We start from the raw sequence: 17,431 nt of genomic DNA on the forward strand, positions 1-17,431 counted from the left end.
ATGAGCGATAGTTTCTACATCAGCGGCGAGCCGATCGCCGACGCCAAGGCCCCGGCCGGACCGATCGCGGATCGTTGGACGACCCGTAAATTCGAGGCCAAGCTGGTCAACCCCGCGAACAAGCGGAAGAAGAAGATCATCGTCGTCGGCACCGGCCTGGCCGGTGGCTCGGCCGGCGCCACGCTCGGTGAACAGGGCTACCACGTCATCCAGTTCTGCTTCCAGGACTCTCCGCGCCGGGCCCACTCGATCGCCGCGCAGGGCGGTATCAACGCCGCCAAGAACTATCGCAACGACGGCGACAGCGTGCATCGCCTGTTCTACGACACGGTCAAGGGCGGCGACTACCGTTCCCGCGAGTCGAATGTGCATCGCCTCGCCGAGATCTCCACACAGATCATCGATCATTGTGTGGCGCAGGGTGTTCCGTTCGCACGGGAGTACGGCGGGCTGCTCGACAACCGTTCCTTCGGCGGCACGCAGGTTTCGCGCACCTTCTATGCCCGTGGTCAGACGGGGCAGCAGCTCCTGCTGGGCGCCTATCAGGCCCTGATGCGTCAGGTCGATGCGGGCAACGTCGAATTGCATGCCCGCCACGAGATGCTCGATCTGATCATGGTCGACGGGGTGGCCCGAGGCGTGGTCGTGCGCAACCTGATCACCGGGCGGATCGAGTCCTACACCGCCGACGCGGTGGTGCTGGCCTCCGGCGGGTACGGCAATGTCTACTTTCTGTCGACCAATGCCATGGGATCGAACGCCACGGCCGCCTGGCGTGCCCACAAGCAGGGCGCGTACTTCGCCAATCCGTGCTTCACTCAGATCCATCCGACCTGCATCCCGGTCTCGGGTGATCATCAGTCGAAACTGACCCTCATGTCGGAATCGCTGCGCAACGACGGCCGGGTGTGGGTGCCGAAGAAGGCCCGCGACCACCGCGCGCCGGGCGACATCCCCGAGGACGAGCGCGACTACTACCTGGAGCGCATCTATCCGGCCTTCGGCAATCTGGTTCCGCGCGATATCGCCTCCCGGGCGGCCAAGAACGTCTGCGACGAGGGGCGCGGCGTCGGGCCCGGCGGGCTCGGCGTCTACCTCGACTTCGCCGAGGCGATCGAGCGGCTCGGCGTGCAGACGGTGCGGGCCAAGTACGGCAACCTCTTCTCGATGTACGAGCGGATCACGGGCGAGGACCCGTACCAGATGCCGATGCGCATCTATCCCGCCGTGCATTACACGATGGGTGGCCTGTGGGTCGACTACGACCTGCAGTCGACCATCCCCGGCCTGTTCGTGATCGGCGAGGCCAACTTCTCCGATCACGGTGCCAACCGGCTCGGCGCGTCGGCGCTCATGCAGGGCCTGGCCGACGGGTACTTCGTCCTCCCGGCCACCATCGGCGACTACCTCGCCCGCGGTCCGGTCGGGGAGGTTCCCGACGCGGTGATCGAGCAGGCCGAGAATCGGGTCACCGCGATGATCGACACGCTGCTGTCGATCAGGGGCGACCGCACCGTCGACTCCTTCCACCGCGAGCTCGGCCACATCATGTGGGAGTACTGCGGCATGGAGCGGACCGAGGAGGGCCTGCGCAAGGCGCTCGAACTCATTCCCGCCCTGCGCGCGGAGTTCTGGGAGCGGGTCACCGTGCCGGGGTCCGGCGACGACCTCAACCAATCGCTCGAGCGCGCGGGCCGGGTGGCCGACTTCCTCGAACTGGCCGAGCTCATGGTCGTCGACGCCCTGCACCGCACCGAATCCGCGGGCGGTCACTTCCGCGCCGAGTCCCGGACCGAGGACGGCGAGGCCCGGCGCGACGACGAGAACTTCTCCTACGTCGCCGCATGGGAATACAACGGCGCGGGCAAGCCGCCGACCCTCCACAAGGAGGCGTTGACCTTCGAGTACGTCCACCCGACCACCCGGTCCTACAAGTGAAGACGAGGTGTCATCGTGAAACTCACACTGCGCATCTGGCGGCAGCAGGGTCCGCAGGCCAGGGGAGGGCTGGTCGACTATCCCGTCGAAATCTCCCCCGACGCCTCGTTTCTGGAGATGCTGGATGTCCTCAACGAGCGTCTCGTCGGTGCGGGTGAGGAACCCGTCGCCTTCGACCACGACTGCCGCGAGGGTATCTGCGGCATGTGCTCACTCGTCATCGACGGAACCCCGCACGGTCCGGAGAAGGCCACGACGACCTGTCAGCTCCACATGCGGAAGTTCTCCGACGGCGAGACCATCACGGTGGAACCGTGGCGGGCCAAGGCATTTCCCGTCGTCAAGGATCTGGTCGTCGACCGCTCGGCCTTCGACAGGATCATCCAGGCGGGCGGCTACATCACCGCGCCGACCGGCACCGCGCCCGAGGCCCACGCGGTGCCCGTGCCCAAGCCCGACTCCGACGCCGCTTTTCGGGCGGCCGAGTGCATCGGCTGCGGCGCATGCGTGGCGGCCTGCCCCAACGGCTCGGCAATGCTGTTCACCGCCGCCAAGGTCACCCATCTCGGCCTGCTGCCCCAGGGACAGCCGGAACGGTACTCCCGCGTCGTCGACATGCTGGAGACCCACGACGAACTGGGCTTCGGCGGCTGCACCAACACCGGCGAGTGCACGGCCGCCTGCCCGAAGGAGATCCCCCAGGACGTCATCGCAAGCCTGAACAAGGACTTCCTGCGCGCCACCGTGAAGGGCCGCTGACCACGGGCTTACACGAGGGCAGCCTATTTTGTGAACGACACCGGGATTGCTAGTCCTGAGGGCGTTCTGCCTCGCTGTCCTGGCGATCGCCGTCGGCGTCCTGGCCTGGGTGATCGTCTTCCTGGGTGAGGATCGGTGTCGGTTCGTGCGGGGCCGTGGGTTCACGGTCTTCGCGTTCGGGCGGGGTGGGCTGCTGCGTATATGTTGCGTCCAAGACTCGACCGGCGTACTCCTCCGGTGCGGGGCGTTCACTGTGATCGTCGCGCGCATCGGTGCCGTTGTCCTGCGTCGGCTCGACCTCTGGCGGTGTTTCGCTCGCGGCTGGTTCGGCGGGCTTGCGATCTGCTGTGCCGGAGTGGTCGGCGGGGGCGAGCAGCCCTGGGATGTCGGCCAGACCCGGGGGCGCCTCTGTAGCGTTCGTGTCATCGGTGGGGGCGGTTTCGCCGAGCGTGGGCTGGACGGTCTCGTTTTCGCCCGTGGCGGTGTGGGATTCGTGGCGCAGGTCGACCTGCTTGCCTGTCTTGTCCCACTCGCTTCGGAATCGGATGTGGGGGCGGGGTGCCCGGTGATCCATCGGGTAGCCGGGGTCGTCGGAGGCGAAGGCCGCTGCGGCGCCGATGATGCCCGCGGCGGCCGGGCCGGCTGTGGGCATGATGTCGACCGGGGGCGTGTCCGGGGGCGGCACAGCGGGTTTCGCCGGATCGGGCATGGGGGTGTGTGCTCCCGGGCCCGGCAACGGCACGGGTTTCGGGGTGTGGGGAGTTGGTGCCGGTGTGTTCGGTGTGGGGGCCGGAGTGGGTGCGTTCGGTGGTACCGGGGTGTTCGATGTCGGCGGTGGGGAGGCCGGTGTCGGTGCCGGGGCACCCGGTGTCGGTGCGGGTGCCGTCGGAGCGGGGGGAGGAGGTGGGGTCGGCGTATTCGGCAGCGGTGCCGGTGGATTCGGTGGCAGAGGGGTGAGCGACGGAGGGGAGATCGGCACGCCGGGTACGGGCACCGCCGGGACGGGTGGCAGCGTCGCCGCCAGCGGCATCGGTGTCGGGGCCGGGGCGCTCGGTGGCGGCGGTGGTGCGGGTGCCGGGCTCGGTGCCGGTGCGGGAGCTGGAGCCGGTGCGCTCGGTCCGGGGGTGCTCGGCGCAGGGGTCGAGGGGCCGAATGCCGGTGGTTGCGTGCTCGGTGCGGGTGTCGGTGTGGTGGGGCCGAAGGTCGATGCGGGTGGTTGAGCGCTCGGTGCCGGTATTGCGGCGTTCGGCGCGGGGGTCTGGGCGGTCGGCGCGGGTGCCGTGGGACCGAAAGTCGGTGCCGGTGTTTGGGCGGTGGGCGCCGGGGGAGAGGGGACGAATGCCGGTGCTTGGGTGCTCGGCGCAGGCGTCGTGGGGCCGACGGCCGATCCGGGACTCGGTGACGTAGGCGCCTGCGGGCCGGTAACCGGGGAATTAGGTGGTGGCGCAGAGGGATTGGAGGCCGGTGCGGGAGCCGGGGAGGACGGGGCCGAGCCGTGTGACGGTGAGCCGCTGCTTCCGGGGGCGCCCGTTTCGCCGCCGGAGCCGGGTGGGACCGGGACATGATGCGTCGCAGGGGTGACGGCATTGTTGGCGGGCGCCGTCGCGATCGGTTGGTCGCCGAGGAGACGAGAGCTGTCCGGGCTGGTGGCCGAAGGTACTTCCGGAGCGTCGCCGGTCGGCGTTATCGGAACTTGGTGGTGCGGAGCTCGATTCGCCGCATCGGAAGGCGGGGGTGGCGGTGTGCCGTTGCCGCTCTGGGCCTGGGCGGAATCGGAGCCGACCGACGAGGCGCCACTAGGTTTTTCGGCGGCCGGGGAGGTATTGCCCGATTGCTGCACGCCGGAAGCGGCCCCTTGCTGCGTTCCCGGCGTTCCCTGCTGGGGGCCCGGTGTGCCGTAGTGGGCGGTCGGGGCTGCCGCGAACGCACCGCCATGAGTGCCCGGCGACGAATTCCCGCCGTGCTCGGAACCGGGCAAACCCGGAAGGGCTCCGGTAGCGGGATTCCACAGTCCGCTGACCGGCGAACCGAGGTGGGCCTCGCCGGAGGCCGCGGCCGGGAGGGTCTCACCGGGCACGCCTTGCGTCGGCGGCCTCCACAGGCCGTCGACTACCGAATCGGTCGCGGACACCGGGACCGTGGTGTTCGGCCGGGCACCGGCCACCGCTGTGCCGGACTCGTCCGTCGAGCCCGTCGAATCCGTTGCCGCACCACCATTTCCATCCGCCGCCGACATTGCGGGCGGGAAGGTGGGGATTCGAGCGTCCTGATCGGTGAAAGGGACCAGGTAGTGCTGCTGCATCACCTGCCGGGCCTCGTCCTGCGCCTTCTGGGCGGCACGCATCTGGCTGTCGTACCCGGTCGGATCCTGCGTCGGATCCGCGGTGGGCGGCACGGGTTTCGGGATGTAGGCCTTGGTCGTCAACGCCGCCTGCGCCGTCGCGGTCACCGCCCGGCCCGTCTGCTCGAACAGATCCGCCAGCGCGCTCGCGTGGGTGGTGTACCCCGTCAGCGCCTGGACCGCGGCATCGGCGGCCACGCCGGTCCATTGCCCGTCGACGGCCGTGCGCACGGCCTGCAGCATCGTGGTGGTCGACTCTCGCCACTGCGTGCGGGCCTGCTCCCAGGTGCCCACCACATCGGCGGTGTGATCGGTGACCGTCTGGAACGCGTCATAGATCTGCTGGTGGGTCAGCGCATCGACGTTTTCCCGGTTGGTGATCGCGGGTTGGTCGTAGTCGGTCATCACACGCTCTCGATGGTGGAGGCCTGCACCGCGCGCAGCCGGGCGGCGAAGTCGGCGTCGGTCTGCTCGAGGCGTCGGCGAATCGTGCGGAACAGGGTCTGCAACTCGTCGGCGACCCGCCAGTGGTCCTGCAGGGTGTCGAAGGCGCTGTTGGGGCCGCCCATGCCCTTCCCGCGGAAGCGCTGCACCAGGGTGTGGGCCGAGGTCAGGACGCCGGACTGTTCGCCCAGACCCCAGGATTCGTGCTCGGAGACCTTGCGCACCAGCTGCTGCATGGCCTCGATCTCGGTCTTGCGCTGCTGCATCGCGCGATCCAGCGCCAGAAAGGCCTGCGGATCGACCTTCAGTGTCACCCCGCCGGTCCTGGCCTGATCGATCAGTGGACCGAAGCCCGCGCGGCCGTCCTCTGCCATGCTGTCCCCACCTCGAGTGTGTGCCCGTTCGTCATAGATACGACGTGGCCGCGGCGCGCACGGTTCCCTCGGGCGAACCTGTCGTGCCGGTGGGGCGATTCTGCCACAGTAGGCGGGAATCCGGGCCGATGCCCGCGGAATAAGGTCGCTCCTAGGTGGCCTGGCTGACCGAGGACATGTGGAAGTCCGGAATCCGCAACGGGGGCATCGCGGTTCGGGTGAACCAGTCCTTCCATTCGCGCGGCAGGGTGGTTTCGGTGGCACCCGCCTCGGCGGTGCGTCGCAGCAGATCCAGGGGGCTCTCGTTGAAGCGGAAGTTGTTCACCGCGGCGGTGACCTCACCGTCCTCGACCAGGTAGACGCCGTCGCGGGTCAGGCCGGTCAGCAACAGGGTCGCCGGGTCGACCTCGCGGATGTACCACAGGCAGGTCAGCAGCAGGCCCCGGTCGGTGCGGGCGATCATCTCGGCGAGCGAGGCCTGCGAACCGCCGGTCATGAGCAGGTTGTCCCCCGGAACCGTCACGGGCGCATCGAATTCGGCCGCGGTGGCGCGCGGGTACACCAGCGATTCGATGACGCCCTCGCGGATCCAGTCGACACGCTCGGCCGGTAAACCGTTGTCGAACACCGACAGCGACTCCGAGGAGGCCGCGGTCGCGACGAACGGCCGGTATTGCAAACCGGTAGCCTTCGGATCGGAGTACAGGGTGAGTGGGATGCCGGTGAGCCGCTCGCCGATTCGGGTGCCGCCGGCGCGGGAGAAGGCGGTGTGGCCCTCCTGGGCGCCGCGGCCCTCCATCGACCACACCATGTAGATCATCAGATCGGCGACCGCCGAGGGCGGCAGCAGCGTCTCGTAGCGTCCGGCGGGCAGGTCCACCCGGCGTTTACACCAGTCCAGGCGCCGCCCGAGTTCGGCCAGCAGCGACGGCACGTCGATATCGGTGAAATCGACGGTCCCGGCGCCGACCCAGGCGCTGGCCGCGTCCTCGGGCGCGCCGCGCTTGCCGTTGATCTCGATCGAGCCGGTGGGCTGGGTGAAGCGGCGGCGGATGCCGGTGGAGGTGCCCAGCCAGGTGGTGTGCAACTGGTGGTGGGCGAAGCCGTAGAGCCGATCGGCGCCGTCGAATCCGGCGGCCATATCGCGGGCCAGGCCGCCGAACACCCCGATATCGGTTTCGGCGGGCGCGGCGGCCCAGTCGGAAGCCGCCGGGGCGCTGTCGGATTCCAGCAGCGGCATCGCGTCGCGGGCCGGGGCCGCGGCCTGCGCGGCCTGTTCACTGGCCCGCACCACGGCCTCGATCTCACCCGGATCGACGCTGGTGGAGGAGACACTGCCCACCCGGGCCGAGCGCGGCCCGTCGCGCACCACCGACACCACCGCCCAGTCCCGCGCCACCGACGATCCGTTGGTGGTCATGGAATTACCGGCCCACCGCAGCGACGCCTCGTGTGCGTCGGTGACGATCACGATCGCCTCATCCGCGCGCGAGGCCGCCAGCGCCCGCTCGACGACCTCGCCGCCGTGTAGCACCGTCACTGCCCGGCCTCCGTCCGAGTATTGAGAATATTGACTCCCCGCACCAGCACCGGCGGGCAGCCGTGGCTGACCGCGGCGACTTGGCCCGGTTGCGCCTTACCGCAGTTGAACGCCCCGCCCAGCACCCAGGTCGAGGGGCCGCCGACGGCCTCCATGGATCCCCAGAAGTCGGTGGTGGTGGCCTGGTAGGCGACATCGCGCAGCTGACCGGCCAAGCGGCCGTTGCGGATCCGGAAGAACCGCTGCCCGGTGAACTGGAAGTTGTAGCGCTGCATATCGATCGACCACGACTTGTCGCCGACGATGTAGATGCCGTTGTCCACCCGCGAGATCAGCTCCTCGGTGGTGGTGTCGCGCTGCGGATCCGGCTGCAGCGACACATTGGCCATCCGCTGGATCGGCACGTGGTGGGCCGAATCGGCATAGGAGCAGCCGTTGGAGCGGTCCAGGCCCAGCCGCGGCGCGAACACCCGGTCGAGTTGGTAGCCGACCAGAATGCCGTCGCGCACCAGATCCCATCGCTGCCCCGCCACGCCCTCGTCGTCGTAGCCGACGGTCGCCAGCCCGTACTCCTGGGTGCGGTCGCCGGTGACATGCATGATCTCGGTGCCGTAGCGCAGCGTGCCCAGCTTGTCGGGGGTCGCGAAGGAGGTTCCGGCGTAGGCGGATTCGTAGCCGATCGCGCGGTCGTATTCGGTGGCATGGCCGATGGATTCGTGGATGGTCAGCCACAGGTTGGTCGGGTCGATCACCAGATCGGTGGGGCCGGGCTCGACCGTGGGCGCCTTCACCTTCTCGGCCAGCCATTCGGGGATCTGCGCGAGTTCGCCGGACCAGTCCCACACTCCGTCGGCGCCGGTGACGTACTCCCAGCCGCGCCCGGCCGGGGCGGCGACGGTGCGCATCGTCTCGAACGCTCCGGCCGCCGGATCGACGGCGATGGCCTCGAGTTGCGGATGCAGCCGCACCCGCTGCTGGGTGATCGAGGATCCGGCGGTGTCGGCGTAGAAGACCTGCTCCTTGACCTGCAGCACCGACGCGGTGACGTGGTCGACCCCGTCCGCGGCGGCGAGGCGCTCCGAATACTCCTGCAGCAGGGCCACTTTCTCCGGCGTCGGGACGGTGAACGGATCGATCGCATACGACGAGACCCACTGCACGCCCTGGTAGACCGGCTCGTCGGCCAGCTCCACCCGCTCCCGGTTGAGTGCGCGCAGCGTGGTCGCGACCGTCACCGCGCGGCGTGCGACCTCGGTGGCCGTCGCGGGGGACAGGTCGGCGTGCGAGGCGAAACCCCAGGTGCCATCGACGATCACGCGCACGGCGAAGCCGAGATCGGTGGCGTCACTGATGGCTTCGACCCGCCCGTCGCGCAGCCGGATCGACTGGGTCACCAGCCGATGCACGCGCAGATCGGCGTGTTGGGCGCCGGCGGCCCGCGCCGCGGTGAGCGCGGCGTCGGCCAGCGCGGCCAGCGGTAGCGCGCGGAACTGCTCGTCCACGACCCGGGTTGCGATAGTCACCCCGCACACGCTAATTGCCGGTGAACCCCTCCTACAACACGAATCGGGGGTATGCCTCTGCACCGGAAATCGGAGATGCCTGGCCACTCGTCGTTCCGGCATGATTCCGGCCGGAAACGACACGCCGTGCAAACCTGCATCGAATGCAAACATGCACGACATGCGGGGTGGCACAGGGTGAAACGCGCGCGCGACACGCAGCTTGCCGCACCTCGGCCGATCTATGCCGTACTGTCTGCCCGCGTGCCGCCATCCGCTCTTCGTGATCGCAAGCGGGAACGTACCCGCCGAGCCCTGCTCGAGGCCGCCGTCGAACTGTTCGAAACCCGTGGCTACGAGGCGACCACCGTCGCCGATATCGCCGCGGCGGCCGAGGTGGGCACGCGGACGTTCTTCAACTACTTCGAGAGCAAAGAGGAGTTGCTCTTCCCCGAGCCCGACGACCGGGTGCAGGCCGCCGTGCACGCCATCGCGACCCGCCGCCCGGACGAACGTCCTGTCGAGGTGCTGCTGCGCGCGCTGCGTGCCGCCGGTGACAATCCCGGCGACCACATCGGCGACGATCTGGCCGCCCGGATCGCGGTCCTGCGCGCGCAGGTGTCGCGGACGGTGCCCGCGGTGAGCGGCCGCGCCGCCCACGCCCAGCTCGTCGCCCAGCAGGAGATCGCCCGGCAACTGCGGGCCGCCTTCCCCGACGAACTCGACGACGTCGGCGCGGCCGCCCTGGTCGGTGCCGTCGTCGGAGCCGTGTCCGGAGCGCTGACCGTGCTGTTCTCCGGCCGCCACGCCATCGAGGACGGCGAACGGCTGCACCTGAAGATTCGCGAGACCACCTCCCGGGTGTTGGCGCCGTGGCTGGCTGGGCATGCGACCCACTCGACCCGCCCGATCCGCCACATGACCGCCGAGGTCCGCTGCTGAGGGTGCCGATCGCCCGGCCGGTTCCGAGGCCGCCGGGCGTACCGGTCAGCCGAACTGCTGCCAGCCCAGCCGGATCACCATGCCGACCACGACCACCAGCAACACCACGCGCACGAATCCCGCGCCGCGGGCCAGCGCCATCCGCGAGCCGACGATCGCGCCGACGATATTGGCCGCGGCCATCGCCAGACCGAGCGACCAGATGACGTGGCCGGTGGCGCCGAGGAAGATCAGCGAGCCCAGATTCGACCCGCAGTTGATCACCTTCGCCATCGCCGCCGCACGCACGAATTCGGTGCCCAGCAGGGTGGCGAAGCTGATGATGAGGAAGGTGCCGGTGCCGGGTCCGAGCAGCCCGTCGTAGGTGCCGATCAGCCCCGCCGCCAGCGCCACCACCAGGATGGTTTTGCGGCGGGTCGGCGGATGGGTGGCCATCGTGATCCCGATCGAGGGCCGCGCGGTCACGAAGATCGCGACACCGACCAGCACCACCATCACGATCGGGATGAAGTAGCGGCGGTCGATCAGGCCGACCGCGGCCGAACCGAGTCCGGCGGCGACCGCGGCGATGAGCGCCGCCGGGAGCAGCAGCCGCCACCGCATCGGCACCTTGCGCGCGAAGGTCACCGTCGCGGCGCTGGTTCCGCAGAATGCGGCGATCTTGTTGGTGCCCAGGGCGGTCTGCGGCGCGATCGTCGGCGCGACCAGAAACAGGGTCGGCAGAATGATCAGTCCGCCGCCGCCGACCACCGCATCCACCCACCCGGCCGCGGTGGCCGCCGGTATCAGCACCGCCCAGTCTGCGAACTCCACCGGCCGAGACAACCAGACATCCGACGAATCCGGCAAATCGTCGGTGCCGGGGCGGACGGGCCCGGGCGAATAGGCTGGGCAGGTGCGTCGATTCAGTCTCTGGCTCCGCGGCAAACCTCTGGTCGCCGACTCGATACTGGCGGGCGTACTGGTGATGCTCGACGTGCTGTCGGTGGAGAACGAAGACCACCTGATCGTCACTCTGCTGATGGGCGTGCTGATCCCGCTGCCGCTGGTGTTCCGGCGGGTGTATCCGCGCGCGAGTGCGGCGGGGCTGATGGCGCTGTCGCTGACGGCGACCCTGGTCGGCTCCGTCGTCGGCAGGGAGACCGAATACCCGGGGCTGCTGGCGCTGGGCATCATGCTCTACACGCTGGTCGCCTATGTCGGCCGCCGCGACGGGCTCGTCTACATGGTCGGACTGGTCGCCGACGGCGTGCTGTCGATCGCGCTGCTGGGTCAGTCCTTCGCCGCGACCGTCACCTTCCTCACCCTGTTCTATGCCCTGTGCTGGACGCTGGCGGAATTCCTCGGCGCCCGCCACGCCTACGACCGCGAGGTCGCCGCCCGGCTCGCGGTCGCCGACTACGACCGCGAACGCAGCGCGCACGAGGCGGTGTCGACCGAACGCACCCGCATCGCGCGCGAACTGCACGATGTGGTCGCCCATGCGGTGAGCGTGATCATCGTGCAGGCCGACGGCGCCAAATATGCGCTGCGCCGCGATCCGGACACCGCCGAGCAGGCCCTGGCCACCATCGCCGCGACCGGCCGCGAAGCACTGCGCGAACTGCGCCGCACGGTGGCGCTGCTGCGCACCGAACACGCACCCGAACAGCTGCCCCAGCACGGCACCGCGGGCCTGGCGAAGGTGGTGGAGATGATGCGCAACGCCGGGCTGGCCGTCGAACTGGAGTTGACCGGCGAACTCGACGACGTGGCTCCCGAGGTCAGCCTGGGTGTGCACCGCATCGTGCAGGAGTCGCTGACCAACACCTTCCGCCATGCCGGGCCCGATCCGAAGGCGTGGGTGCGGGTGCGCCGCCGCGACAGCGACGTGCTGGTGGAGGTGATCGACTCCGGCTGGGCCGGAGCGCCGTCCACCGCCACCCCGACCCGCAACGGCATCACCGGCAGCGGCCTGGGCCTGGTCGGTATGCGCGAGCGCGTCGCCGTGCTCGGCGGGACGCTGGAGGCGGGACGTCGCCCCGAGGGCGGCTGGCGAGTGCGGGCCACGATTCCGCTGGCCCGCGACGGCGCCGAGTGAACCCGGGGCACGCGAGCGGCCGCGGCCGCCCATTAGATTGAGGGGCGTGCCGATCACCGTTCTCGTCGTCGACGATCAGGAATTGATGCGGGCCGGGCTGAAGATGGTGCTCGGTGCCCACCCCGATATGGAGGTCCTCGGCGAGGCCGACAACGGCGCCGCGGCGGTGCAGCGGGCCCGCGAACTGCGGCCCGACGTGGTGCTGATGGATGTGCGGATGCCGGTGGTCGACGGCGTCACCGCGACCGGGCAGATCCTCGAATCCGGCTGCGGCAGCCGAGTTCTGGTGATGACCACCTTCGATCTGGACGAGCACGCGCTCGGTGCGCTGCGGGCCGGTGCCAGCGGATTCCTGCTCAAGGACACCCCGCCGGAGGATCTGATCTCGGCCATTCGCAGCGTCGCCGCGGGGGATGCGGTGGTGTCGCCGAAGGTGACCAAGCGGCTGCTGGATCGGTTGATCGCCGACGATCCGGGCGGGATGCGGGATCCGGAGGTGCTGGAGGTACTGACCGCGCGCGAACGCGAGGTGCTCGAGCAGATCGCGGCCGGGCGATCCAATGCCGAGATCGCCGCGGAGCTGTATCTGTCGGAGGCGACGGTGAAAACGCATGTGGGCCGGGTGCTGACCAAGCTGGGGCTGCGTGACCGCGTGCAGGCGGTGGTGCTGGCCTACGAGACGGGGCTGGTGCGGCCGGGAACCTGAGCGGGGGTTCGCGACGTTGGAAGGGTAGAGAGTCGCCGAAAGGACCGCCATGCCCGCCCTGCTGTTCGCCCTCTACCTGGTCGTCGAGATCACCGCGCTGGTGGTGGTCGGCCATCTGATCGGTGCCTTGGCGACGATCCTGCTGCTCATCGCCGGTTCCGGCCTGGGCCTGATCCTGGTCCGGTCGCAGGGCCGCCGCGTGTTCGACCAGTTCCGCCGCGCCGGCCGCGGGGAGATCGCGCCGGGCACCGCCCTGGCCGACGGCGCCCTGGTCGGCATGGGCGCGGTCCTGATGTTCGTCCCCGGCCTGGTCACCTCCCTGCTCGGCCTGCTCCTACTGCTCCCCACCCGCGCACTGCTGCGCCCCCTGCTCACCACCCTGGCCGCCCGCCGCATCGACCGTCTGTCCATGGCCACCGGCTACCACGGCGTCGTGGTCGACCCCAGCGGGGACGTGGTCGACGGCGTCGTGGTGCACCAGTACTACGACGACGGCCAGGGCCCCGCCCGCCGCATGCTCGACGACCGCTGACACGGTCCGGTGAGGGGCTCGAACTTCTCGCCGATCATGTCGTGACCCCGCGAACAGCGGGCAAGGGCGGCCGTTGGGCAGAGGGCCCGGTGCGGCAGACTTGGGGGTCGTGAGTACCCAGTTGCTGGTCGGCGGTCGTATCTACAGTTCCAGTTCTCCCGACGCTACGGCGATGGCCGTGACCGATGGGATGGTGGTGTGGCTGGGGGCCGATCGGCCGGGGCGGGCGCTGTATGCGGATGCCGAGATAGTCGAGCTGGACGGGGCGTTCGTGGCGCCGGCGTTCGTGGATCCGCATGTGCACGTCACCTCGCTGGGGTTGCAGTTGACCGGGCTGGATCTGTCGCGGGTGGGGTCGCTGGCCGAATGCCTCACGGCGGTGCGGGAGTATGCGGCGGCGCATCCGGGTGCCGTGCTGACCGGGGAGGGGTGGGATGAGACGCGCTGGCCGGAGGGGAGGCCGCCGACGGTGGCCGAGATCGATGCCGCGGCGGGGGCCGGGCGGCTGGTGTATCTGGTTCGGGTGGACGCGCATTCGGCCGTCGCGTCCTCGGCTCTGCTGGATGCGGTGCCGCAGGTGCGGGCGGCGAGCGGCTATGTGGCCGGTGAACCCGTGCGTGCCGAGGCCCACCATCTGGTGCGGGCGGCGGCGCTGGACCGGCTCGACCGGGCGCAGCGGGACCGGGCCCGCCGTGCCGCGCTCGACCTCGCCGCCGCCAACGGTGTCGTGGCGGTGCACGAATGCGCGGGTCCGCAGATCTCGGGGCGCGCCGATCTGACGGAGTTGCTGGACTTCTCGCACGGTGTCGAGGTGCGCGCCTACTGGGGCGAGGCCGTGCGCGGCGCCGACGAGGCGCGGGAACTGGTGGGGCAGTTGGGCGTCGCCGGGCTGGCGGGCGACCTGTTCGTCGACGGCTCGCTCGGCTCGCACACCGCCTGGCTGCGCGCGCCCTACGCCGACGGCGACGGCACCGGCGTCGCCTACCTCGATGCCGACGCGATCTCCGCCCATGTGCGCGCCTGCACCGAGGCGGGTGTGCAGGCCGGATTCCACGCCATCGGCGATGCGGCCATCGAGGCTGTGGTCCAAGGATTTTCGCAGGTGGCCGCCGACGTGGGCGGCCCCGCGCTCGCCGCCCGCGGCCACCGCATCGAGCACGCCGAATTCGTCGACGCCGACCAGATCGCGAAACTCGCCGAATACGGCGTCATCGCCAGCGTGCAACCGGGCTTCGACGCGGCCTGGGGCGGCCCCGACGGCATGTATGCGGCCCGGCTCGGCGCCGACCGCGCCGCGGCCCTGAACCCGTTCTCCGCCTTGGCCTCCGCGGGTGTGGCCCTGGCCATCGGCTCGGACGCCCCCGTCACCCCGCTCAGCCCCTGGGAGGCGGTCCGCGCCGCCGCCCACCACCGCACCCCCGGCCACCGGATCTCCCCACGCGCCGCCTTCGCCGCCGCCACCCGCGGCGCCTGGCGCGCGGGCGGCGTCCGCGACGGCATCACCGGCACCCTCGTTCCCGGCGCCCCCGCCTCCTACGCCGTCTGGGACGCGACCGACCTGGTCGTCGCCGCCGCCTCCGACTCGGTCCAGCGCTGGTCCACCGACCCCCGCTCCCGCGTCCCGGGCCTTCCGCCCCTCGACCCCGACGCCAAACTCCCCACCTGCCTGCGCACCGTCCACCACGGTAGAACCATCTACGAAGCCTGAGCCTGCGCGACCACGCACCATAGGCATTCGGGTCGCTGCGAAAGGAGTTGGCGGGGTGAGCGATTCGCCTCCGCGGTTGGGGACCTGCGTGGCCGGTCTGGTGTTGCGGGAGTTGACGGTGGCCGACGCGAGCGAGTACTACGCCGTGCTGGACCGTAATCGGGAGCATCTGAGCCGGTTCGGGGACTACCAGCAGGAGAAGGCCGCGACGCCCGAGTGGGTGGTCGGGTACTTCAGCGATCCTCCGGACGGCAATATCCGGTACGGGATCCGATACGGTGAGCAACTCGTCGGTCGAGTCGATCTCAATCCCGTCGACCCGCCGCGCTACGGGATCGGGTATTGGCTGGACGAGCAGCACACCGGACGCGGATACGCCATGGCCGCCTGCGCCGCCGTGATCGACCATGCGCGCACGCTCGGCGCGACCGAGATCTACGCCGGTGTCACCCACGGCAACCACAAGAGCGTGGCGGTCCTCGACCGTCTCGGATTCCGGCCGGTGGCAGAGTTCCCCACTCACGTGCGCTATCGATTGACCGTGCGCCGGTCGCAGCCCATCGGCGAGCACTGATGCGTCGGCGGTGGTATCCGGTGAACCGTGAGCCCCCTGTCGTCGCCGAGACGGACGCGATCCGTAGCATCGTGCCCGTGTTGAGTTCGACGCCGTGGGCGGGTGCAGAGATGGTCGCTGCGGCCGAACCGCGTCGCGGGTGTCGAACGAGATTCGCCGCGGACGCGTCCGGTGGGGCTGCGGTGAGGCGGCCATGACGGACGGGCAGAAGCAATCGGTGGGTCTCGACGCGTCGGGGGACTCGGGTACCGATCGGGGTGACGCCACGACGAGGCCGCGCAGGTCGCGTCTCGTCGCAGTGCTGGGTCACCCTGTGGTGGTGCGGACTCTGGGCGCAGTAGCGGCGGGTCTGCTGTTGTTCGCCAGCTTTCCACCGCGGACATGCTGGTATCTCGCGCCGGTGGGGCTGGCGCTGTTGACCCTCGTGGTCCGCGGGCCGGGACGACTGCGGGGTGGGTTCGGGTACGGGTTGCTGGCGGGGCTGGCGTTTTTCGTGCCGTTGCTGCCGTGGACGGGGATCTATGTGGGAGCCGTGCCGTGGCTGGCGTTGTCGGCGGCGTGTGCGGTGTATGTCGGGTTGTTCGGGATGCTGGCCCGGTTGGTGGGTGCGCTGCCCGGATGGCCGCTGTGGGTCGCGGCGGTGTGGACGCTCACCGAGTGGGGGCGCTCCAGTTTTCCGTTCGGCGGATTCCCGTGGGGCCGTGTAGCATTCGGGCAGGCCGACGGCTGGTATCTGCCGTTGGCGATGATCGCCGGTGCGCCCGGGGTGAGCTTCGCGGTGGCGCTGACCGCAACCCTATTGGCCGCCTTGGTGATCCGGCTGCGTTGTGCCATGCCTCTCATTCCCCGGCATGCTCTTGGCCGGGGGCGGCTCGGAATTATCACTGTCGCAACACTTGTGGTTATCATCCCGAGTACCGGAGTGATCCTCCGGGCCGCGCTGCCCGCCCCGGACGACGGTGACCGGCCGATCACGGTCGCCGCGATCCAGGGCAGCGTGCCGCGCCTGGGACTGGACTTCAACGCCCAGCGCCGCGCCGTGCTCGACAATCATGTGCGCCGCACCGAGGAACTGGCCCGCGCCGTCGCCGCCGGGCAGGCGACGCAGCCGGATGTGGTGATCTGGCCGGAGAACTCCTCCGATATCGATCCGCTGCGCAACACCGACGCCGCCGCCGAGATCACCGCCGCCTCCCGCGACATCCGCGCGCCGATCCTGGTCGGCGCCGTGCTGATCAACGCCGACGACACCACCACCAACTCCGTGCTGGTCTGGGACGGCACGCAGGTGGGGGAGCGGCACGACAAGAAGATCATCCAGCCCTTCGGCGAATACCTGCCCTTTCGCGGATTCTTCCGGCATTTCTCGCAATATGCCGACCGCGCAGGCTATTTCGTCCCCGGACACGGCGACGGCGTGGTCCATGTGCGGCCCGCCCGCGGCGGCGCACCGGTGGCGATCGGCGTGGCCACCTGCTACGAGGTGGCCTTCGACCGTGCCTTCGAGGATGCGCTGCGCGCCGGTGCGCAACTGCTCACCGTGCCCACGAACAACGCCACCTTCGGCAAGAGCGAGATGACCTTCCAGCAGCTGGCCATGTCGCGCATCCGCGCCGTCGAACACGGCCGCGCCCTGGTGGTGTCGGCGACCACGGGCGTCAGCGCGATCATCACCGCCGACGGCGCGGTCCAGCAGCAGACCGCACAGTTCGTTCCCGCCGCCCTGGAAGCGACACTCCCGCTGCGCGACACGACGACACTCGCGACGTGGTGGGGACCCCTGCCGGAACGACTGTTGTGTATGGTGGCCGCAGCCATTGTTGTGATTGCGGCTATCCGGCGGCGAACATCGCCGTCGACCCACCCGGCGAGTGAGGGCGCCATCGGCGGCCGGGTGCGGGTCGAGCCGCATGCGAAATCTTCCCGGTAAGCGAACATTTCGGACACCCCCGAATCGGTGCGGGACGCCCGCGTCGGTCGGCGGAGCCATG

Annotated in this window: 14 protein-coding genes; 9 read left to right on the plus strand and 5 right to left on the minus strand. The window is 70.0% G+C overall.

The window, feature by feature from the left end:
* Complete coding sequence (locus IU452_RS23170; protein ID WP_195111204.1) at window positions 1–1,938, plus strand: fumarate reductase/succinate dehydrogenase flavoprotein subunit; 1,938 nt, start codon at window positions 1–3, stop codon at window positions 1,936–1,938.
* Between the two features lie 15 nt (window positions 1,939–1,953).
* On the plus strand, window positions 1,954–2,697 hold the full coding sequence (locus tag IU452_RS23175) for a succinate dehydrogenase/fumarate reductase iron-sulfur subunit (protein ID WP_195111205.1): 744 nt from the start codon (window positions 1,954–1,956) through the stop codon (window positions 2,695–2,697).
* A 49-nt stretch (window positions 2,698–2,746) separates the two neighbouring features.
* Here the strand turns inward: IU452_RS23175 and IU452_RS23180 are convergent, their stop codons facing one another.
* From IU452_RS23180 to IU452_RS23195, 4 genes are all read right to left on the minus strand, one after another.
* A complete protein-coding gene (locus IU452_RS23180; protein ID WP_195111206.1) occupies window positions 2,747–5,443 on the minus strand; it encodes a hypothetical protein in 2,697 nt (898 codons plus the stop codon).
* Window positions 5,443–5,856 (minus strand): hypothetical protein, encoded by a 414-nt coding sequence (locus IU452_RS23185; RefSeq protein WP_195111207.1) that lies wholly within the window; start codon window positions 5,854–5,856, stop codon window positions 5,443–5,445. The genes IU452_RS23180 and IU452_RS23185 overlap by 1 nt, the downstream gene beginning before the upstream one ends.
* A 151-nt stretch (window positions 5,857–6,007) precedes the next feature.
* Complete coding sequence (locus IU452_RS23190) at window positions 6,008–7,390, minus strand: metallopeptidase TldD-related protein (RefSeq protein ID WP_195111319.1); 1,383 nt, start codon at window positions 7,388–7,390, stop codon at window positions 6,008–6,010.
* Window positions 7,391–7,392: 2 nt separating this feature from the next.
* Window positions 7,393–8,919, minus strand: coding sequence for a TldD/PmbA family protein (locus tag IU452_RS23195; RefSeq protein ID WP_416382352.1), 1,527 nt, complete (start codon window positions 8,917–8,919; stop codon window positions 7,393–7,395).
* A gap of 243 nt (window positions 8,920–9,162) precedes the next feature.
* Between IU452_RS23195 and IU452_RS23200 the strand changes: the two genes are divergently transcribed.
* Window positions 9,163–9,840, plus strand: coding sequence for a helix-turn-helix domain-containing protein (locus IU452_RS23200; RefSeq protein WP_324192772.1), 678 nt, complete (start codon window positions 9,163–9,165; stop codon window positions 9,838–9,840).
* 45 nt (window positions 9,841–9,885) lie between these two features.
* On the opposite strand, the gene IU452_RS23205 is transcribed toward IU452_RS23200, so the two are convergent.
* Complete coding sequence (locus IU452_RS23205) at window positions 9,886–10,653, minus strand: TSUP family transporter (protein WP_195111208.1); 768 nt, start codon at window positions 10,651–10,653, stop codon at window positions 9,886–9,888.
* A gap of 82 nt (window positions 10,654–10,735) precedes the next feature.
* Between IU452_RS23205 and IU452_RS23210 the strand changes: the two genes are divergently transcribed.
* The 6 genes from IU452_RS23210 to lnt all read left to right on the plus strand — a co-directional run bounded on the left by IU452_RS23210 (window position 10,736) and on the right by lnt (window position 17,370).
* The gene (locus tag IU452_RS23210) at window positions 10,736–11,920 is read left to right on the plus strand and encodes a sensor histidine kinase (RefSeq protein WP_195111209.1); all 1,185 of its coding nucleotides are present in this window, start codon (window positions 10,736–10,738) and stop codon (window positions 11,918–11,920) included.
* A gap of 46 nt (window positions 11,921–11,966) precedes the next feature.
* Complete coding sequence (locus IU452_RS23215; RefSeq protein ID WP_195111210.1) at window positions 11,967–12,626, plus strand: response regulator; 660 nt, start codon at window positions 11,967–11,969, stop codon at window positions 12,624–12,626.
* Window positions 12,627–12,675: 49 nt separating this feature from the next.
* Window positions 12,676–13,158, plus strand: a complete 483-nt coding sequence (locus IU452_RS23220) for an FxsA family protein (protein WP_195111211.1) — start codon at window positions 12,676–12,678, stop codon at window positions 13,156–13,158.
* Window positions 13,159–13,267: 109 nt separating this feature from the next.
* Window positions 13,268–14,866: an amidohydrolase gene (locus IU452_RS23225; RefSeq protein WP_195111212.1), complete on the plus strand. Its 1,599-nt coding sequence runs from the start codon at window positions 13,268–13,270 to the stop codon at window positions 14,864–14,866.
* A 55-nt stretch (window positions 14,867–14,921) separates the two neighbouring features.
* Window positions 14,922–15,440 (plus strand): GNAT family N-acetyltransferase, encoded by a 519-nt coding sequence (locus IU452_RS23230; RefSeq protein WP_195111213.1) that lies wholly within the window; start codon window positions 14,922–14,924, stop codon window positions 15,438–15,440.
* A gap of 193 nt (window positions 15,441–15,633) precedes the next feature.
* Window positions 15,634–17,370 (plus strand): apolipoprotein N-acyltransferase, encoded by a 1,737-nt coding sequence (lnt, locus tag IU452_RS23235; protein ID WP_195111214.1) that lies wholly within the window; start codon window positions 15,634–15,636, stop codon window positions 17,368–17,370.
* The last annotated feature ends 61 nt before the right edge of the window (window positions 17,371–17,431 follow it).

Source organism: Nocardia transvalensis (assembly GCF_015477765.1).
In the GTDB taxonomy this organism is placed as follows: Bacteria; Actinomycetota; Actinomycetes; order Mycobacteriales; family Mycobacteriaceae; genus Nocardia; species Nocardia transvalensis_A.